Origin of the sequence: Citreicoccus inhibens (assembly GCF_019039035.1) — a bacterium.
Taxonomy (GTDB): domain Bacteria; phylum Myxococcota; class Myxococcia; order Myxococcales; family Myxococcaceae; genus Citreicoccus; species Citreicoccus inhibens.
The window spans coordinates 1-18,382 of the sequence record NZ_JAHNZT010000031.1; the positions used below are offsets into that span (position 1 = coordinate 1).

Annotated in this window: 18 protein-coding genes and 1 tRNA gene; all 19 read left to right on the forward strand. The window is 65.7% G+C overall.

Features of this window, described 5'->3' with window-relative positions:
* Positions 1–292: EF-Tu C-terminal domain-related protein (locus KRR26_RS27675; protein WP_456237609.1), on the forward strand; the 292-nt coding region annotated here is incomplete at its 5' end.
* 90 nt (positions 293–382) lie between these two features.
* The gene (gene rpmG / locus KRR26_RS27680) at positions 383–547 is read left to right on the forward strand and encodes a 50S ribosomal protein L33 (RefSeq protein WP_002617522.1); all 165 of its coding nucleotides are present in this window, start codon (positions 383–385) and stop codon (positions 545–547) included.
* A 23-nt stretch (positions 548–570) separates the two neighbouring features.
* Positions 571–646: transfer RNA gene (locus tag KRR26_RS27685), tRNA-Trp, on the forward strand.
* 86 nt (positions 647–732) lie between these two features.
* Positions 733–1,176, forward strand: a complete 444-nt coding sequence (gene secE, locus KRR26_RS27690; RefSeq protein ID WP_120209865.1) for a preprotein translocase subunit SecE — start codon at positions 733–735, stop codon at positions 1,174–1,176.
* Complete coding sequence (gene nusG / locus KRR26_RS27695; RefSeq protein WP_120209864.1) at positions 1,176–1,718, forward strand: transcription termination/antitermination protein NusG; 543 nt, start codon at positions 1,176–1,178, stop codon at positions 1,716–1,718. Before secE ends, nusG begins: the two co-directional genes overlap by 1 nt.
* 103 nt (positions 1,719–1,821) lie before the next feature.
* Positions 1,822–2,268, forward strand: coding sequence for a 50S ribosomal protein L11 (gene rplK / locus KRR26_RS27700; protein ID WP_120209863.1), 447 nt, complete (start codon positions 1,822–1,824; stop codon positions 2,266–2,268).
* A 28-nt stretch (positions 2,269–2,296) separates the two neighbouring features.
* Positions 2,297–3,010 carry a 50S ribosomal protein L1 gene (gene rplA / locus KRR26_RS27705; RefSeq protein ID WP_120209862.1) on the forward strand — a complete coding sequence of 238 codons (714 nt, stop codon included), beginning with the start codon at positions 2,297–2,299 and terminating at the stop codon, positions 3,008–3,010.
* A gap of 401 nt (positions 3,011–3,411) precedes the next feature.
* The gene (gene rplJ / locus KRR26_RS27710; protein WP_120209861.1) at positions 3,412–3,933 is read left to right on the forward strand and encodes a 50S ribosomal protein L10; all 522 of its coding nucleotides are present in this window, start codon (positions 3,412–3,414) and stop codon (positions 3,931–3,933) included.
* 93 nt (positions 3,934–4,026) lie between these two features.
* Positions 4,027–4,398, forward strand: coding sequence for a 50S ribosomal protein L7/L12 (gene rplL, locus KRR26_RS27715; protein ID WP_120209860.1), 372 nt, complete (start codon positions 4,027–4,029; stop codon positions 4,396–4,398).
* A gap of 179 nt (positions 4,399–4,577) precedes the next feature.
* On the forward strand, positions 4,578–8,804 hold the full coding sequence (gene rpoB / locus KRR26_RS27720) for a DNA-directed RNA polymerase subunit beta (protein WP_217081257.1): 4,227 nt from the start codon (positions 4,578–4,580) through the stop codon (positions 8,802–8,804).
* 124 nt (positions 8,805–8,928) lie between these two features.
* Positions 8,929–13,143, forward strand: a complete 4,215-nt coding sequence (gene rpoC, locus KRR26_RS27725; RefSeq protein WP_120209858.1) for a DNA-directed RNA polymerase subunit beta' — start codon at positions 8,929–8,931, stop codon at positions 13,141–13,143.
* A gap of 178 nt (positions 13,144–13,321) precedes the next feature.
* Positions 13,322–13,786, forward strand: coding sequence for a hypothetical protein (locus KRR26_RS27730; protein WP_120209857.1), 465 nt, complete (start codon positions 13,322–13,324; stop codon positions 13,784–13,786).
* A gap of 185 nt (positions 13,787–13,971) precedes the next feature.
* A complete protein-coding gene (locus KRR26_RS27735) occupies positions 13,972–14,322 on the forward strand; it encodes a phasin family protein (protein ID WP_120209856.1) in 351 nt (116 codons plus the stop codon).
* 29 nt (positions 14,323–14,351) lie between these two features.
* Positions 14,352–15,077, forward strand: coding sequence for a lytic transglycosylase domain-containing protein (locus tag KRR26_RS27740; protein ID WP_236069265.1), 726 nt, complete (start codon positions 14,352–14,354; stop codon positions 15,075–15,077).
* 132 nt (positions 15,078–15,209) lie between these two features.
* A complete protein-coding gene (locus tag KRR26_RS27745) occupies positions 15,210–15,953 on the forward strand; it encodes a hypothetical protein (protein ID WP_217081258.1) in 744 nt (247 codons plus the stop codon).
* A gap of 27 nt (positions 15,954–15,980) precedes the next feature.
* Positions 15,981–16,445: a social motility and stimulation tgl protein gene (locus tag KRR26_RS27750; RefSeq protein WP_120209853.1), complete on the forward strand. Its 465-nt coding sequence runs from the start codon at positions 15,981–15,983 to the stop codon at positions 16,443–16,445.
* 23 nt (positions 16,446–16,468) lie between these two features.
* Positions 16,469–17,227 (forward strand): social motility TPR repeat lipoprotein Tgl, encoded by a 759-nt coding sequence (gene tgl, locus KRR26_RS27755; protein ID WP_120209852.1) that lies wholly within the window; start codon positions 16,469–16,471, stop codon positions 17,225–17,227.
* A 19-nt stretch (positions 17,228–17,246) separates the two neighbouring features.
* Positions 17,247–17,633 (forward strand): helix-turn-helix domain-containing protein, encoded by a 387-nt coding sequence (locus KRR26_RS27760; RefSeq protein WP_217081259.1) that lies wholly within the window; start codon positions 17,247–17,249, stop codon positions 17,631–17,633.
* Positions 17,634–17,641: 8 nt separating this feature from the next.
* A complete protein-coding gene (gene recO, locus KRR26_RS27765; RefSeq protein ID WP_120209881.1) occupies positions 17,642–18,376 on the forward strand; it encodes a DNA repair protein RecO in 735 nt (244 codons plus the stop codon).
* Positions 18,377–18,382 lie beyond the last annotated feature (6 nt).

Here is an 18,382-nt window from a genome sequence, read left to right on the forward strand (position 1 = left end):
CATCACGCCGCACACGAAGTTCAAGGCCCAGATTTACGTGCTGTCGAAGGAGGAGGGTGGCCGTCACACCCCGTTCTTCAAGGGCTACCGTCCGCAGTTCTACTTCCGCACCACGGACGTGACGGGTACGGTGAAGCTGCCGGACAACGTTGAAATGGTGATGCCGGGCGACAACATCGCGATCGAGGTGGAGTTGATCACCCCGGTGGCGATGGAGAAGGAGCTGCGGTTCGCCGTCCGCGAGGGCGGTCGCACGGTCGGCGCCGGCGTTGTTGCGGAGATCATCGCCTAGTCGGCTTTGCCGACCAGGCCCCACGGGCACTGAGTGCCGAGGGGAGGGCTACAATGTGGCCTTCCCCTCTCGCATCTGGTGAAATGAGCCATGCCGAAGGGTAATCGTTCCATCATCTCGCTCGAGTGCACGACGTGCAAAGAGCGCAACTACACGACCACGAAGAACAAGCGGAAGAGTCAGGACAAGCTCGAGTTGAGCAAGTTCTGTCCTCGCTGCCGCAAGCACACGGACCACAAAGAAGGTAAGGTCTAGGTCGGGTAGTTCACCGAAGGTTTAGGCCAGTAGCTCCAACGGTAGAGCAGCGGTCTCCAAATCCGCGTGTTGGGGGTTCGAATCCCTCCTGGCCTGCCAGCTTCAGTACGGGGCCCCCGGTGCCAAGAGGTACCGGGGGTCCCTGCCTTTTCGCAGTCCCGCATCCGCAGTCCTCGTGAGGCACCATGGCGACGGCATCAGAGGCCAGCCAGCAGGCTAACCGCTCGGGCATGGACCCGAAGCGGCTCGTTGTCATTTTCTATCTCATTGCCGGCATCGTCCTCGCCCTGTTCCTGGAGCATGTCTTCGGGCTGCTGTGGGCGCGGATTGGCTGGAACGACCGAGAGCTCTTCGAGGGGTTGGGCTGGCGCGTCTCGTCCCTGGTCGGCTATCTGCTCGCCCTGGCGCTGGTCGTGGGCGCGTACGTCAACCCGAAGAGCCACGCCCTGTCCGTGGACGTCGCCACCGAGTTGATGAAGGTCACCTGGCCTTCCTGGTCGGAGACCCGGGCGTCGACGCTGGCCGTGGTCGTGGCCTCGGTTGTGGCCGCGGTGCTGCTCTTCTTCATCGACACCGTCGCCTACAACTTGATGGTGGAGTGGCTGCCAGCTGTCTGGGGGAAGCTGTAATGGCGATGAAATGGTACGTGGTCCACACCTACTCGAACTTCGAGAACCAGGCGAAGAAGAGCCTGGAGGAGAAGGTCCGGCTCGAGGGCCTGCAGGATCAGTTCGGTGAGATCCTGATCCCGATGGAGCAGGTCGTCGAGATGGTGAAGGGCGAGAAGAAGACGTCTCGCCGCAAGTTCTTCCCGGGCTACATCTTCGTGCAGATGGAGCTGAACGATCGCACCTGGCACCTGGTGAAGAACACGCCGAAGATCACCGGCTTCCCCGGCGCGGCTCAGAATCAGCAGCCCACGCCCATCTCGGATGCGGAAGTGACGCGCCTGACGTCGCAGATCTCCGAGGGGACCCTCAAGCCCAAGCCCAAGGTGCAGTTCGAGGATGGGGATACGGTGCGCGTCATCGACGGCCCGTTCGCCAACTTCAACGGCACGGTGGAAGAGGTCAACGCGGAGAAGGGCCGCGTGAAGGTGCTCGTGAGCATCTTCGGTCGCGCGACCCCCGTCGAACTGGATTTCATGCAGGTGGAGAAGACCACCGGCTAGTTGAAGCTTCCACGCCTCCTCATGGGCGTGGACCCACGGGTGGGAGGGTTGCCCCGTCTGGCAACCCGACTGAACCACCCCCTCGAAAGGCAGCAGTCAGCCGATGAAGAAGGTCACAGGACAGGTCAAGCTGCAGATTCCCGCCGGTAAGGCGAACCCCGCTCCGCCGATCGGCCCCGCGCTCGGTCAGCAGGGCGTGAACATCATGGAGTTCTGCAAGCAGTTCAACGCGAAGACCCAGGCGGAGGCCAAGGAAGGTCTGATCATCCCGGTGATCATCACCGTGTATCAGGACCGTTCCTTCACCTTCATCCTGAAGACGCCTCCGGCGGCCATCCTCATCAAGAAGGCCGCGGGTCTCCACACGGAGAAGAAGAAGGGGTCGGGCGCGAAGAAGCCGGGCAAGGAGAAGGTGGGACAGATCACCCGGGCTCAGCTCCAGGAGATCGCCAAGAAGAAGATCCAGGACACCACCGCCGCGTCGCTCGAGGCCTGCATGAACACCATTGCTGGCACCGCGCGCTCCATGGGCATCGACGTCGTCGGCTAGTCCGCCCCCACCTACGAGGAATCCTGTCATGGCTCAGAATGGGAAGAAGTTCCGCGCGGCTGCCGAACTGGTGGACCGCAACAAGCGCTATCCGATCGCCGAGGGCTTTCAGCTCCTGAAGAAGACGGTCGACTCCCGCGCGACGAAGTACGACCAGACGGTCGACGTGGCCATCAACCTGGGTGTGGACCCGAAGCACGCGGACCAGATGGTCCGTGGCGCTGTCGTCCTCCCCCACGGCACGGGTGCCACCGTGCGCGTCGCCGTGTTCGCCAAGGGCGAGCGCGCCACCGAGGCGGCCAACGCGGGCGCGGACGTGGTGGGCGCCGAGGATCTGCAGAAGCGCATCGAGGAGGGCTTCCTCGATTTCGACACCGTCATCGCCACCCCGGACATGATGGGTGTCGTCGGTCGCCTCGGTAAGGTGCTCGGTCCCCGCGGCCTCATGCCGAACCCGAAGGTCGGCACGGTGACCATGGACGTCGCCAAGGCCATCCGCGAGTCCAAGGGCGGTAAGGTTGACTTCCGCGCCGAGAAGGCCGGTATCGTCCACGCGAAGATGGGCAAGTCCTCCTTCACGGCGGACAAGCTCGAGGCCAACCTCAACGCCCTGCTGGATCACGTGATGAAGCTCAAGCCGGCCACGGCGAAGGGCGTCTACCTGAAGGGCATCGCGATCTCGACCACGATGGGCCCGGGCATCAAGCTCGACACCACCGAGGTCCTGCTCCGTCACCGGTAGTCCACCGGCAGGGTAGGGGGCCTGGGAAGCGCACGCTCCACGTCCAGCGCGTGCCCAGGTTCACTCCCCAACATTCATCACTCAGAAAGTTCTGGATCTTTGCTGAAGCCGGGGGTATAGGCCCCCGGCTTTTGCAATTGGGGCGCCATGTCGAGAGACACGGTGTCCCGACCTGGTCCATGACAGCAGGGACCGGAACGGCGGTAGGGGCTCACCCGTTGGCAACCGGGCAACCGGTCGGGTCGTCTCATCCTCCTCCGGTTCAAACGACCGTAAGGTCAGCCCTGCCGAGACTGGAGGTGCGGTGCGGTGCCTTCTCGGAGGCTCCTCTCGCTCTCTGCCGCTTTGGCCCAGGCATCACGCCCGCCGACCACGGTGGGCCATAAAGGAGGTGAGTCAAGGTGCAGAAGAGCGAGAAGGAAGAGTTGATCAAGGAACTCCACGAGAAGTTCGCCAAGACGAAGTCGGCCGTGGTGGCCGAGTTCTCCAAGGTGGACGTGGAGACTGTGACCAAGCTGCGCAAGAAGTTCCGCGAGGGCAAGGTCGAGTACAAGGTCATCAAGAACACGCTGGCGCGCCGGGCTGCTGAGGGCACGTCGGTGTCGGCGATTTCTGCTGACTTCACCGGTCCCGTGGCGCTGTGCATCAGCTACGACGACATGGTGGCCCCGGCCAAGATTCTCACCGAGTTCATCAAGGACTTGGAGACGATCAAGATCCGGAGCGCGGTCGTTGATGGCCGCCGCGTGGATGTCAACGGCGTGAAGGCCCTGGCGAAGCTGCCGGGTCTCACGGAGCTCCGCGGACAGCTGCTCGGCATGCTCAACCAGCCGGCTTCCAAGCTGGTGCGGACCATCGCAGCTCCTGGGTCTCAGCTGGCACGGGTCGTCCAGGCCCATGCCGACAAGGCGCAGGGACAGTAATCGTTCCGAGAAGTTATTCTACCGCAACCTTTCCGGCCGGTTCTGCCCCTGGGGGTGGCTGGCCGTTAGTCGAACAGAGAAGGACACAGTTCCATGGCAGATCTGAACGCGATTGTTGAGCAGCTCTCCTCCCTGACCATCCTGGAGGCCGCTGACCTGGTGAAGCAGCTCGAGGCCAAGTGGGGCGTCTCCGCCGCCGCCGCTGTTGCCGTGGCCGCCGGCCCGGCCGCCGCCGCTGCGCCTGTTGAGGAGAAGACGGAGTTCACGGTGGTTCTCGCGAACGCGGGTGCCAACAAGATCAACGTCATCAAGGAGATCCGTGCGATCACCGGCCTGGGCCTGAAGGAGGCCAAGGACCTGGTCGAGGGCGCGCCCAAGACCGTCAAGGAGGGCGTCAACAAGGACGACGCCAAGAAGATCAAGGAGCAGCTGGTCGCTGCTGGCGCCACCGTCGAGGTCAAGTAGTACCCCGCAGGAGCTGCCTGATTCTCGGGAAATTCCAGGCAGCTTCCTGACCGGATGAGCAGGCCGGCGCTCCCTATGTTGGGGCGCCGGCTTTGCCCATTTGCCAGTTGACAAATTTCCCGGCGCCGCCGCGCGTTACTGAAGTTTGCCCCGCCCGAGCAGCCGTCCCCGGAGACCGAATGCCGACGCAGATCCAGAACAATTTCCGCGCGCGGAAGACCTTCGCGAAGATCGCGAAGATCATCGACATTCCCAATCTCATCAATATCCAGAAGCAGTCCTACGAAAAGTTCCTCCAGGCCGACATCGCCCCTGAGAAGCGCGAAGAGCTCGGTCTGCAGGGCGTCTTCAAGTCCGTCTTCCCGATTCGCGACTTCAACGAGACGTCGTCGCTGGAGTTCGTCAGCTATCACCTGGAGAAGCCGAAGTACGACGTCGATGAGTGCCACCAGCGTGGCATGACCTATTCGGCGCCCATCAAGGTCGTCGTCCGTCTCGTGGTGTGGGACAAGGACGAGGAGACCGGCGCGCAGTCCATCCGCGACGTGAAGGAGCAGGAGGTCTACTTCGGCGAAATCCCGCTGATGACCCAGAACGGCACCTTCATCATCAACGGGACCGAGCGCGTGGTGGTCAGCCAGTTGCACCGCAGCCCGGGTGCCTTCTTCGACCACGACAAGGGCAAGAGCCACTCGTCCGGCAAGCTGCTCTACAACGCCCGCATCATTCCGTACCGCGGCTCGTGGATCGACTTCGAGTTCGACCACAAGGATCTGCTCTACGTCCGCATCGACCGGCGCCGCAAGCTGCCGGCCACCGTGCTCATTCGCGCCCTGGGCGCTGTGAGTGACACGGCCAAGAAGAACCCGCTCGAGTTCAAGGGCTCCACCGAGGAGATCCTGAACTACTACTACGCCACCGAGACCATCTACCTGCTCAGCGGCACGGAGTTCGAGAAGAGCGTCGAGCTGGAGCTGCTCCCGGGTCAGCGCGCCACGCGGGACATCAAGACCAAGACCGGCGAGCTCATCGTCAAGAAGAACCGCAAGTTCACCCGCGCCGCGATCAAGAAGCTCGAAGCGGCGAAGATGACCAAGCTCCCCATCGACGTGGACGAGCTCTTCACCAAGGTGTCCGCCTACGACGTGGTGGACGAGAACACCGGTGAGGTCATCCTCGAGTGCAACGAGGAAGTCAGCCAGGAGAAGGTCGACGAACTCCTCAAGCGCGGCATCAAGGAGTTCAAGGTCCTCTTCATCGACAACCTCAACGTGGGTCCGTACCTGCGTGAGACGTTGATGTTGGACAAGATCGAGTCGCCCGAGCAGGCCATCATGGAGATCTACCGGCGTCTGCGCCCGGGTGATCCCCCGACGCCGGAGACGGCGACGAACCTGTTCAGCAACCTGTTCTTCAACTCGGAGCGCTACGACCTGTCCAAGGTCGGCCGCCTCAAGCTGAACTTCAAGTTCAGCCTCGAGGAGCCACTCGACGGACAGATCCTCACCAAGCGCGACATCCTCGAGGTCATCCGCTACCTGATCGACCTGAAGAACGGCAAGGGGACCATCGACGACATCGACCACCTCGGCAACCGGCGCGTGCGCGCGGTGGGCGAGCTGCTCGAGAACCAGTACCGCATCGGTCTGGTCCGCATGGAGCGAGCGATCAAGGAGCGCATGAGCCTCCAGGAGATCGAGACGCTCATGCCGCACGATCTCATCAACGCCAAGCCGGTCACGGCGGTCATCAAGGAGTTCTTCGGGTCCAGCCAGCTGTCGCAGTTCATGGACCAGACGAACCCCCTGTCCGAGGTGACGCACAAGCGCCGCCTGTCCGCCCTGGGGCCTGGCGGTCTGACGCGCGAGCGCGCGGGCTTCGAGGTGCGCGACGTGCACCCGACGCACTACGGCCGCATCTGCCCCATCGAGACGCCGGAAGGCCCGAACATCGGCCTCATCGCGTCGCTGTCGACCTACGCGCGCGTCAATGAGTTCGGCTTCGTGGAGACGCCGTACCGCAAGGTGGATGCGGGCACGGTCACCGCGGACGTGGCCTTCTACTCGGCGCTGGAGGAGGAGAAGCACACCATCGCCCAGGCGAACGCCGAGACGGACAAGAAGGGCAAGTTCCTCAACGCGCTCGTGCAGAGCCGCCGCGGCGGTGAGTTCATCCAGGTCAAGGCCGAGGACGTGGACTTGATGGACGTGTCCCCGAACCAGTTGGTGTCGGTGGCAGCCTCCCTCATCCCGTTCCTCGAGAACGACGACGCCAACCGCGCGCTCATGGGCTCCAACATGCAGCGTCAGGCGGTGCCCCTGCTGCGCACGGCGGCCCCGCTCGTGGGTACGGGCATCGAGGCCATCGTGGCGCGCGACTCGGGCGTCACGTGCGTGGCCCGCCGCGACGGCATCGTCGAGTCGGTGGACGCCAGCCGCATCGTGGTCAAGGCGGAGACGCCGGCGGCCCTGAGCGACGTGTCGAGCGAGGTGGATATCTACAGCCTCCTCAAGTACCAGCGCTCGAACCAGAACACCTGCCTCAACCAGAAGCCCATCGTTCGCAAGGGCGACCGGGTGAAGAAGGGCGACGTCATCGCGGACGGTCCCGCGACGGAGACGGGTGAGCTGGCGCTCGGCCAGAACGTGGTCGTCGCGTTCATGCCGTGGCAGGGCTACAACTTCGAGGACTCCATCCTCCTCAGCGAGCGCATCCTCAAGGAGGACGTCTTCACGTCCATCCACATCGAGGAGTTCGAGTGCATCGCGCGCGACACCAAGCTGGGCAAGGAGGAGATCACCCGCGACATCCCGAACGTGGGTGAGGAGGCCCTCAAGGACCTGGACGAGAGCGGCATCATCCGCATTGGCGCCGAGGTGAAGCCCGGCGACGTGCTGGTGGGCAAGATCACCCCGAAGGGTGAGACCCAGCTCTCCCCCGAGGAGAAGCTGCTCCGCGCCATCTTCGGCGAGAAGGCCGGCGACGTGCGCGACAGCAGCCTCCGCGTGCCGCCGGGCGTGGTGGGCACCGTCATCAACGCCAAGGTGTTCAGCCGCAAGGGCGTGGAGAAGGACGAGCGCGCCAAGCAGATCGAGTCGATGGAGGAGGCGAAGCTCCTCAAGGACCAGAACGACGAGATCAAGGTCCTCCAGGACAGCGCCTACAGCCGCCTCCGCGGCCTGGTCCGCGGCAAGGAGGTCCAGGGCAAGCTCGTGGATGACAAGGGACGCATCCTCCTGAAGAAGGGGGACATCCTCAACGACGAGCTCCTGGCCACGGTGCCGTACAAGTACTGGGGCGAGATCTCCGTCGGGGATCCGCTGGACTCCCGCCTGCGCGACATCCTGCGCAACCTGGAAGAGACGAAGGAGGCCGTGAAGCTGGCCTTCGGCGAGAAGATCGCCCGCATCAAGAAGGGCGACGAGTTGCCTCCGGGCGTCATCAAGATGGTGAAGGTGTACGTCGCCATCAAGCGCAAGCTGGCCGTGGGCGACAAGATGGCCGGCCGTCACGGCAACAAGGGTGTCGTGTCGCGCGTCCTCCCCGAGGAGGACATGCCGTTCCTGGAGGACGGGCGTCCGGTGGACATCGTCCTGAACCCGCTCGGCGTTCCCAGCCGCATGAACATCGGGCAGATCCTCGAGACGCACCTGGGCTGGGCGGCCAAGGGCGTGGGCGAGCAGCTCCAGCGCTACATCGAGGAGAAGTACAGCGGCGAGCAGCTCAAGAAGCAGCTGAAGACCATCTACGACGACAAGGCCTTCGGCGACTTCGTGGAGACGCTGTCCGATGAGGAGGTCCAGGACCTCTGCCGTCGTCTGAAGAAGGGCATCCACGTCGCGACGCCGGTGTTCGACGGCGCCCGCGAGACGGAGCTGCACAACCTCTTCGACGAGGGCCGCCTGCCGCGCTCCGGTCAGATGGTGCTGTTCGACGGCCGCACGGGAGAGCCGTTCGACCAGAACGTCACCGTGGGCGTGATGTACATGCTCAAGCTGCACCACCTCGTGGACGAGAAGATCCACGCCCGGTCCATCGGGCCCTACTCGCTCGTCACCCAGCAGCCGCTGGGCGGCAAGGCCCAGTTCGGCGGTCAGCGTCTGGGAGAGATGGAAGTCTGGGCGATGGAGGCCTACGGCGCGGCGTACACGCTGCAGGAGTTCCTCACCGTCAAGTCGGACGACGTGGTGGGCCGCACGCGCATGTACGAGGCGATCGTCAAGGGCGACAACGTCCTGGAGAGCGGCCTGCCCGAGTCGTTCAACGTGCTGCTCAAGGAACTCCAGTCGCTGGCCCTGGACGTGGAGTTGCTCGAGAGCGCGCCCCCCGAGCGGCAGCGCAGCTTCGGCGGCGACTTCTTGGGTGGTGGCGACGGCGAGGACCGGAAGACCGGGACCGAGGCCTAAAGAAGCCGGTGCGCCCGCCTGACGGGTCGTTCCCGCTCCCTCGTCGAGGGAGCGGGCGGCCCGTTCTGGGGCGGGGGCCCGAAACATTTGGCGCTGAGGCGCTCAGAAAGTTTTCGGAGGCAACGTGAAGGACATTTTCAACTTCTTCGAGAAGCCGAAGGACCCGCTGTCGTTCAACGCCATTCGCATCGCGCTGGCGTCGCCCGACAAGATCCGCCAGTGGTCGCACGGCGAGGTGAAGAAGCCGGAAACCATCAACTACCGCACCTTCAAGCCCGAGCGGGACGGCCTGTTCTGCGCTCGCATCTTCGGGCCGGTGAAGGACTACGAGTGCAACTGCGGCAAGTACAAGCGCATGAAGCACCGGGGCGTGGTGTGCGAGAAGTGCGGCGTGGAGGTCATCCAGTCCAAGGTGCGTCGTGAGCGCCTGGGCCACATCACCCTGGCCACGCCCGTGGCCCACATCTGGTTCCTGAAGTCGTTGCCGAGCCGCATCGGCAACCTGCTCGACATCACGCTGAAGGATTTGGAGAAGGTGCTCTATTGCGAGAGCTACATGATCCTCAATCCCAAGGCGACGCCGCTGCAGCAGGGCGAACTGGTGAGCGAGGAGAAGCTGCACCGGCTCTACCAGGAGCACGGTGAGGACTCGTTCACCGCGGGCATGGGTGGCGAGGCCGTGCGCTCGCTGCTGGCCGACATCAAGGTGGCCGAGCTGTCCGAGGCGCTCCGCAAGGACATGCGCGAGACGAGCAGCGAGGCCAAGCGGAAGAAGTACGCCAAGCGCCTGAAGGTGGCCGAGGCGTTCCGCGCGTCGGGCAACGAGCCCGAGTGGATGATGCTCGACGTGATTCCGGTCATCCCGCCGGATCTGCGCCCGCTGGTTCCCCTCGATGGCGGCCGCTTCGCGACGTCCGACCTGAACGACCTGTACCGCCGCGTCATCAACCGGAACAACCGCCTCAAGCGGCTCCAGGAGCTGAACGCGCCGGACATCATCATCCGCAACGAGAAGCGGATGCTGCAGGAGGCCGTGGACGCGCTGTTCGACAACGGCCGCCGCGGCAAGACCATCACCGGCCCGAACAAGCGGCCGCTGAAGTCGCTGTCCGACATGCTCAAGGGCAAGCAGGGCCGGTTCCGCCAGAACCTGCTCGGCAAGCGCGTGGACTACTCGGGCCGCTCGGTCATCGTCGTGGGTCCGGAGCTGCGCCTGCACCAGTGCGGCCTGCCGAAGATCATGGCGCTCGAGCTGTTCAAGCCGTTCATCTACAACAAGCTCGAAGAGAAGGGGTACGTCACCACCATCAAGTCCGCGAAGAAGATGGTGGAGAAGGAGCGTCCCGAGGTCTGGGACATCCTCGAGGACGTCATCCGTGAGCACCCGGTGCTCCTCAACCGCGCCCCCACGCTGCACCGTCTGGGCATGCAGGCCTTCGAGCCTGTGCTGATCGAGGGCAAGGCCATCCAGCTGCACCCGCTGGTCTGCGCGGCGTTCAACGCCGACTTCGACGGCGACCAGATGGCCGTCCACGTGCCGCTCTCCATCGAGGCTCAGATGGAGGCCCGCGTGCTGATGATGTCGACGAACAACATCCTCAGCCCCGCGAACGGCAAGCCCATCATCGTCCCGACGCAGGACATGGTGCTCGGCATCTACTACATGACCCGCGCCCGTGAGTTCGCCAACGGCGAGGGCCGCGTGTTCAGCTCCCCGATGGAAGTGCGCGCCGCGTACGACCACGGTGAGGTGCACCTGCAGGCCAAGGTCGTGTGCCGCATCAACGGCAAGCGCAAGGAGACCACGGTCGGCCGCGTGCTGCTGTGGGAAGTGGTTCCGCGCCAGGTGGGCTTCGACGCCATCAACAAGGTGCTCGACAAGAAGTCGCTCGGTAACCTCATCGACCTCTGCTACCGCCTCACGGGCGAGAAGGAGACGGTGCTGCTCGCGGACCGCGTGCGCAGCCTCGGCTACTTCCACGCCACGCGCGCCGGTATCTCCATCGCGCTCAAGGACATGATCATCCCTGCGAAGAAGCAGGAGTTCCTGGACTTCGCGCGCAAGGAAGTGGCGGAGATCGAGAACCAGTACCTCGAGGGCCTCATCACCGACGGTGAGCGCTACAACAAGGTCATCGATATCTGGGCGGAGATCACCGAGAAGGTCGCCCAGGAGATGATGGCGCAGATCTCCCAGGACGAGGCGACGGGGGACAAGGACGGCAAGCGCGAGACGCGCAAGCAGCCGTCGTTCAACCCCATCTACATCATGGCCGACTCGGGCGCGCGTGGTAGCGCCCAGCAGATCCGTCAGCTGGCGGGTATGCGCGGCCTGATGGCGAAGCCGTCCGGCGAAATCATCGAGACGCCCATCACGGCCAACTTCCGTGAAGGCCTCTCCGTGCTCCAGTACTTCATCTCCACCCACGGCGCTCGTAAGGGTCTGGCGGACACGGCGCTCAAGACGGCCAACTCCGGTTACCTGACCCGCCGTCTGGTGGACGTGGCGCAGGACGCGATCATCAACGAGTACGACTGCGGCACGATGGACGGTCTGTTCATCGGCGCCCTGGTCGAGGGCGGCGAGATCATCGAGCCGCTCGGTGAGCGCATCCTCGGCCGCGTGGCCCTGGATGACATCCTCGACCCGGTGACGGGCGAGGTGCTCGTGCGCGCCAACGAGGAGATCGACGAGGACCGCGTCCGGCGCATCGAGAACAGCGGCCTGGACAAGGTGAAGATCCGCTCGGTGCTCACGTGCCAGGCCAAGCGCGGCATCTGCGTGGAGTGCTACGGCCGTGACCTGGCGCGCGGCCGCAAGGTGTCCATCGGCGAGGCCGTGGGCGTCATTGCGGCGCAGTCCATCGGTGAGCCGGGTACGCAGCTCACGATGCGCACCTTCCACATCGGTGGTGCGGCGACGCGGCGCGCGGAGCAGTCCAGCCTCGAGAACCGGTTCGCGGGTACCGTGAAGTTCGCGGCCCTCAACACGGTGCAGAAGGCGGACGGCACCCTGGTGGCGATGAACCGCAACGGCGAGCTCGTCATCGTCGACGAGTCCGGCCGCGAGCGCGAGCGCTACCAGATCATCTACGGCGCGCGCATCCTCGTGAAGGAAGGCCAGAAGCTGGAGGCGGGCATCCTGCTGGCGGAGTGGGACCCGTTCGCCATCCCGCTGCTGACCGAGGTCGGCGGTGTCGTGCGCTACGAGGACATCATCGAAGGCGTCACGATGTCCGAGACGCTCGACGAGGTCACCGGTCTGTCGCGCAAGACGGTCATCGAGTCGAAGGACCCGGAGGCGCGCCCGCGCGTCACCATCCGCGACGCGCAGGGCAACGTGAAGGACCTGCCGTCCTCGCGCAACCAGGCGAGCTACTTCCTGCCGCAGGGAGCCATCATCACCGTCAACGACGGCGATGAGATCCAGGCGGGTGAAGTCATCGCGAAGGTGCCGCGTGAGACCACGAAGACCAAGGACATCACGGGCGGTCTGCCGCGCGTGGCCGAGCTCTTCGAGGCGCGCAAGCCCAAGGACGCGGCGGCGATCGCGGAGATCGACGGCGTGGTGTCCTTCGGCAAGGACACGAAGGGCAAGCGCAAGCTCATCATCACCCCCGAGGTGAATGGCGAGCAGCGCTCCGACCTGGCCAAGGAGTACCTGATCTCCAAGGGCAAGAGCATCAACGTCCACTCCGGCGACCGCGTGAAGGCCGGCGAGGCGATGATGGACGGCGCGGCCAACCCGCACGACATCCTCAAGGTCCTGGGCGAGAAGGAGCTGGCCCGTTACCTGGTGGACGAAGTGCAGGAGGTCTACCGCCTCCAGGGCGTGAAGATTAACGACAAGCACATCGAGACCATTGTCCGGCAGATGCTGCGCCGGGTGCGCGTCACGGATGTGGGCGACACCAACTTCCTGGTCGACGAGCAGGTCGAGAAGTGGGTGTTCGAGGAGGAGAACGAGAAGGTCATGTCCGAGGGGAAGCGCCCGGCCGTGGGCGAGCCCTTGCTGCTCGGCATCACCAAGGCGTCGCTCTCCACCGAGTCGTTCATCTCGGCGTCGTCCTTCCAGGAGACCACCAAGGTGCTCACCGAGGCCGCCATCAACGGCAAGGTGGACTACCTCCGGGGCCTCAAGGAGAACGTCATCATGGGCCGGCTCATCCCCGCCGGCACGGGCCTGCCGAACTACAAGCACCTCGACATCGCGGTGGAGAGCCCCACCGACGAGGTCAACGAGATGGAGGCCGCCCTGGCCGCCACGCATGGCGACGCGGGCCCCCTGTCGCCGCCGCCCCAGCGGCCCGAGGGCACCCAGACGACCGGCGCCGCCTAAGCGCGCACCGGTTCGCCGGAGCCTCTCAAGCTTGTCCAGCCGCCGTCCGGCCTTGAGCCGGGCGGCGGTTTTCATTTTGTCCGGGGCTTCCTTGTCCTCGCCTTGACGGTGATGGCGCAGCGCGTTACGTTGACGCGGACTGTTAACCCGAGCCCGCGATGAACGGGGGGAGAGCCACATGACGACGAGCGAGAAGACGGTGGAGCAGGCCGAGAAGAATGGCGTGGCCCACAACGTGGAGGGCTTCCTGAAGGAGCAACTGGCGCAGGCCCAGAAGCGACTCGAGGGGTTGGAGGGCGAGGCCAGCAAGGTGATGAAGACGCTGGAGTCGCGCGGGCAGGAGGCCGCCAAGGAGGTCCAGCAGCTGTGGACGAAGCTGCAGGCCGGTGAGCTGCTCACGGACCCGCGCGTGCAGGAACTGGGCAAGAAGGTGGACGCGGCGGGCTCGGAGCTGCGCAAGCGGCTGGACACGCTGCAGACCCGCGTCGTCGAGGCGGTGGGCGTGGCGAGCCAGTCCCAGGTGCAGTCCCTCAACCAGGAGCTGTCGAAGCTCTCGAAGAAGCTCGACATGCTGCTCAAGCCGTCGCGCCGCGTGAATGGGGCCAAGGTCAGCGGCAACTCCGCGTCCGCGCCGCGCGCCTGACCGTCCTCGGTAGGACATCTGGGCTCGCAGGCTGCGCTGGTTTTCCACGAGTGGACGACTGGCGTCCGAGGTAGCGGGCCGTCGTTCCCTTCGCCGCGGGGGTGTGCTTATTTCCGCCCCCTCCCAATTGATCCACCCCCCCCCGGGCCCGAGCGGGTCCGAGGCGTACCTCCCGGAGCGACCCCATGGACAACAAGCCCGAGGCCCCCCGAGAGAAGCACCCCGTTGCCGAGACGTTCGAGCGCATCTGGAGCCAGGCGCTCCTCGCGGTGAACACCGCGGAAGAGGAGGCCTCGCGGGCCGTGCAGCGGGTGGCGTCCGTGGCGGGGTGGAGCCAGGACGAGGTGAAGCGGCAGGCGCGTGAATGGACCGAGCGCCTGACGGGTCATCGCAAGGACCTGGAGCACAACGTGGAGGACCGGGTGCGCACCGCCCTGTCGCGGCTGAAGCTGCCCCGGCGCGAGGAACTCCAGGCGTTTGGCAGCCGGCTGGAGCGCCTGGCCGCGCGAATCCAGGACCTGGAGCACCGCAAGTGACGACCTCTTCCGCCTCGGGCGGGAGGTCCTTGGGGACACGGTTTTTCGAGCGACTCCATGCCCTGAGTTCAGGTTGCTCGCGGCTGCCCATGCTGGCGGGCGTGGCGCTCGTGGTGTCGGCGCGGGTGGTTCCGCTCCTGGAGGACCCGTCGGCGCAGCCGATGGTCCCCGAGGCGGTGGTGGCCGAGTCTGTGTCGCCCGAGGGAGCGCTCATCGACGTCGTGCTGGCCAAGCGGGCGCCGGACCTGGGCCTCACCTTGCGCCGTCGGCTGGGGCAGGCCATCGACGAAGAGTCCCGCCGCACCGGGTATGATCCGCTGCTGGTGCTCGCGCTCATCGACGTGGAATCCGACTTCGAGGAGGAGGCTCTCTCCGAGAAGGGCGCGCGGGGGCTGATGCAGATCAAGCCCAGCACGCTGCACTTCCTGGCGGAGAAGGAAGGGCTGCGGCTGTCCCGTGAGGAAGTGATGTCCGACCCGGCGTTGTGCCTCCGGTTGGGCATTCGCTACCTGCGGACGTTGCAGGACCGATTCGGCGGGGACCTGGACCTGGCGCTCATGGCCTACAACGCCGGTCCCACGCGAATCCGCGACGCCATGAAGGCCGGGGACCTGGATCGGTTCCGGCGCTATCCGCGCGCCGTCCGGCGTGACTTCCGGCGGTTCCGGGAGGGCCACGGCCTGGGCGGAGACTGGGCGCTGGCGCAGCGAGAACTGCCGACGGCGGGTGAGCCCGAGCCCTCGACGGCTCCCTGAGCCTTGGGGAGATGAATCTCCGAGGTGTTCGTGCGCTCCATGCAGGCACACGCGCGCCTTGTCCCGTCCCGCAGGGTGCGATAAGTCGTTGCAAGTCCCCGGGACTGTTGAAGATTCCCAGGAGGCTCGACCATGCCCCGCACGTTTCCTCGCGCCGTCCTCGCCGCCGCGGTCCTCGCGGCCCCCGCCGTGGCGCTCGCTGGCTCTGTCTACCTCAATGGCATCAAGATCGACGGGGTGACGAACCAGCGGTTCGAGAAGGCCACCGTCCGCATCGATGAGCAGGGGAACATCTACATCGAGGCGCAGGGGTACGCGGCGCGGGTGATGTCCGTACCGGCTCCGGCCGCGCCCGTCGCAACGACGCCCACGCCGGCGCCTGCGCCTCCCGCCGCGGTCGCGGTGCCCGCCTCGGCGACGAAGGAGCCCGCGCCTCAGGCAGTCCCGGCCGCGGGACCGCCTCCCGCCGCGTCACCCACTCCGGCGACACCGCCCCCCGCCGTGACGGGGCCCGCGCGCCTCACCCAGCGCTACTGGCTGGTGACGGAGCAGAGCGTGCCGGGGATGACGGAGTACGACATCGACCTGTACTTGAACTCGCGCTGGGTGCGGAAGCTGCGCAACAACGAGGAGCAGGTGGTGATGGACATCACCAAGAACCTGCTCCCCGGCGACAACACGGTGACGCTCATCGCCCACAAGTCGGCGGTGGGGAGTCGGCGCAGCGTGTCTGCGCAGCACGTGTTCCGGGTCATCATGGGGGAGGGGAATGAGGGCGGCGGCAACGTGATGATCGACAACCCGCTCATTCGCTTCCAGGCGACCGCGGCCGATACCCAGGACATCACGAAGGAGTTCACCCTCACCACGCGCTGAGGCGCCGTGAGGGGAACGGAGACCCACGTGTTCACCATCGACGAGCGCTACCGGGGACTGCCTGCCAGTCGCGAGCAGGTCCTCGCCCTGCACACCCCGCTCAACACGCCGCATGTGGCCATCCCTGGCAAGCAGGCCGGGGCCGCGCAGGCGTTCGTGGTGGGGCTTCGCGGAGGGCAGGGCGCGGGGGTGTTCATCTACCTGTACCTGGCGGATGCCGAGGACTGCGCCGTCTACGTGTCGGGCCGGCGCATCCAGAACGCGGATGAGTTCCGCGAGGACGAGAGCGACGCGCTCGCGTTCCTCGAGTCGCTGGGCTTCATGATGGACAACGCCAACTGGCGCGCGATGGCGACGGCCCAGCAGGACGAGTTGCTGCGGACGCTCCCGGTGTTCTTCAAGGACCCGAAGCTCGTGCCCGCGGTCAAGGCGCGCGCCGAGGAGAAGCGCAACGTGGCCACCACCTTGGGCCGTTTCCTGGCGGCCTTCTGACCTCGTACCCCGGATTCCCGCACATGCCTCGCATCTTCCTCGCCTGTTCTCTTGCTGTGGTGGTCGCGCTCGCTGGTTGCGTGCACGTCCCGACCGACAAGGAGCGCAACAGCTCGCAGATCCACTTCGATCTGGGCGTGCAGCAGCAGCAGAACGGCGACGTTCAGGACGCGCTGCGCGAGTTCCAGAAGGCGCTCGAATACAACCCCGAGAACGCGGAGGCGCACAACGCGATGGGAATCCTCCTGCACCTCGCCTTCCGGCGGCCTGCGGAGGCGAAGGGGCACTACGAGGAGGCGCTCAAGCTGCGTCCGACGTTCTCGGAGGCTCGCACGAACCTGGCCAACGTGGAGCTGGATCAGGGCCGGTACGATCAGGCCATCAAGCTCTACGAGGAGGTCCTCAACGACATGCTCTACGCGACGCCGTTCATCGCGCAGGGCAACCTGGGGTGGGCCCAGTACAAGAAGGGCGAGACGGACAAGGCGCTGCAGAGCATCAAGGCGGCCGTGACGCTCAACCCGAACTTCTGCCTGGGCTACAAGAACCTCGGGCTCATCTACGACGAGACGGGGCGCACCGAGGACGCTTGCCGCCAGTTTGGGCGGTACCGGGAGAACTGCCCGGAGGTCGCGGACGCGTACCTGCGTGAGGGCGTCTGCCAGGCGAAGTTGGGGCAGGTGGAGGCCGCGAAGCAGGCCTTCTCCCAGTGCGAGGCGAAGGCCAAGGCCAGCGAGCAGGGGCTGAAGGACGATTGCCAACGCCTGCTGGGTCACCTCTAGTCCGTTCCCCAGAGAGCTCGTGGATCACGTCGACTTTGGCAAGTATCTGAGCCAGCAGCGGGAGCTGCGGGGGTTGTCGCGCGAGGAGGTCTCGCGTGCGACGAAGATTCCCCCGAGCTTGGTCGCGGCGTTGGAAGCAGGGCAGGTGGAGCGCCTGCCCGCGCGCGTGTTCGTGCTGAACTACATCCGGGCGTATGCGCAGGTCATCGGGCTGTCTCCCGAGGAGGCGGTGCTGCGCTACGAGGAGGTGGACAAGGCCGTGCCCGCGCCGGCTCCGGCCCAGCTTGAACGCGAGCGGCGCAAGCGGGCCTACGTGAGCCTGTCCGCGCTCGTGGTGCTCGTCCTCGCGGGCGTGTACCTGTTCCTCGTGCTGACCGGGAAGCTTCCCTCGCCGCTGAGGCGTTGAACGAGGCCATGGAGCGCTACGTCGACGACGCACTCGTCCTGTCCACGACGGACTACGGAGACTCGGATCGGCTGGTGACCGTGCTGACGCGCGAGCACGGGAAGTTGACCGCGTTCGCCGCGGGCGCGCGCAAGAGCAAGCGGAGGTTCGCGGGCGCGCTCGAGCCGTTCATGCGCCTGCGCATCCACGTCGTGGAGACGCGCGGGACGACGGTCCGGCTGGACGCGGCGGACATCGTCGCGGGGTACTACGCCGCGCGAGACGACCTGTCGCTCATCGCGCGAGCGCTCTATGCGGTGGAGCTGTGCCGCGAGCTGACCCGCGAGCATGAGCCCCAGGCGGAGCTCTTCACGCTGCTGGAGGAGTACCTGGTCCGGCTGAACGCGAAGGAAGCGGGCCCCACTTCGCTGTTGGCGTTCGAGCTGTCGGTGCTTGCGCATGCGGGGCTGATGCCCCGATTCGATTCGTGCTCGCTCTGCGGGGGGATTCCGGGCGAGCGCCCTCGCTTTGATCAGGAGCACGGCGGCGCCATCTGTGAGCCGTGTGGCGGCCGGGCCCGTGAGTCCGTGGCCGTTCCCGTGGCGCTGCTGTCCGGGCTTCGTGCCCTGCAAGAGGGTCAGCGCACGCCGCTGCCCGCGGACCTTCGGGCCCGAGCGCGAGGACTGCTCAACGTCTTCATCTCTCACCACCTGGGTCGGCGCTTGAAGAGCGTGGACTTCATGGCTCAGGTGGGGCTGGACTAGGACACA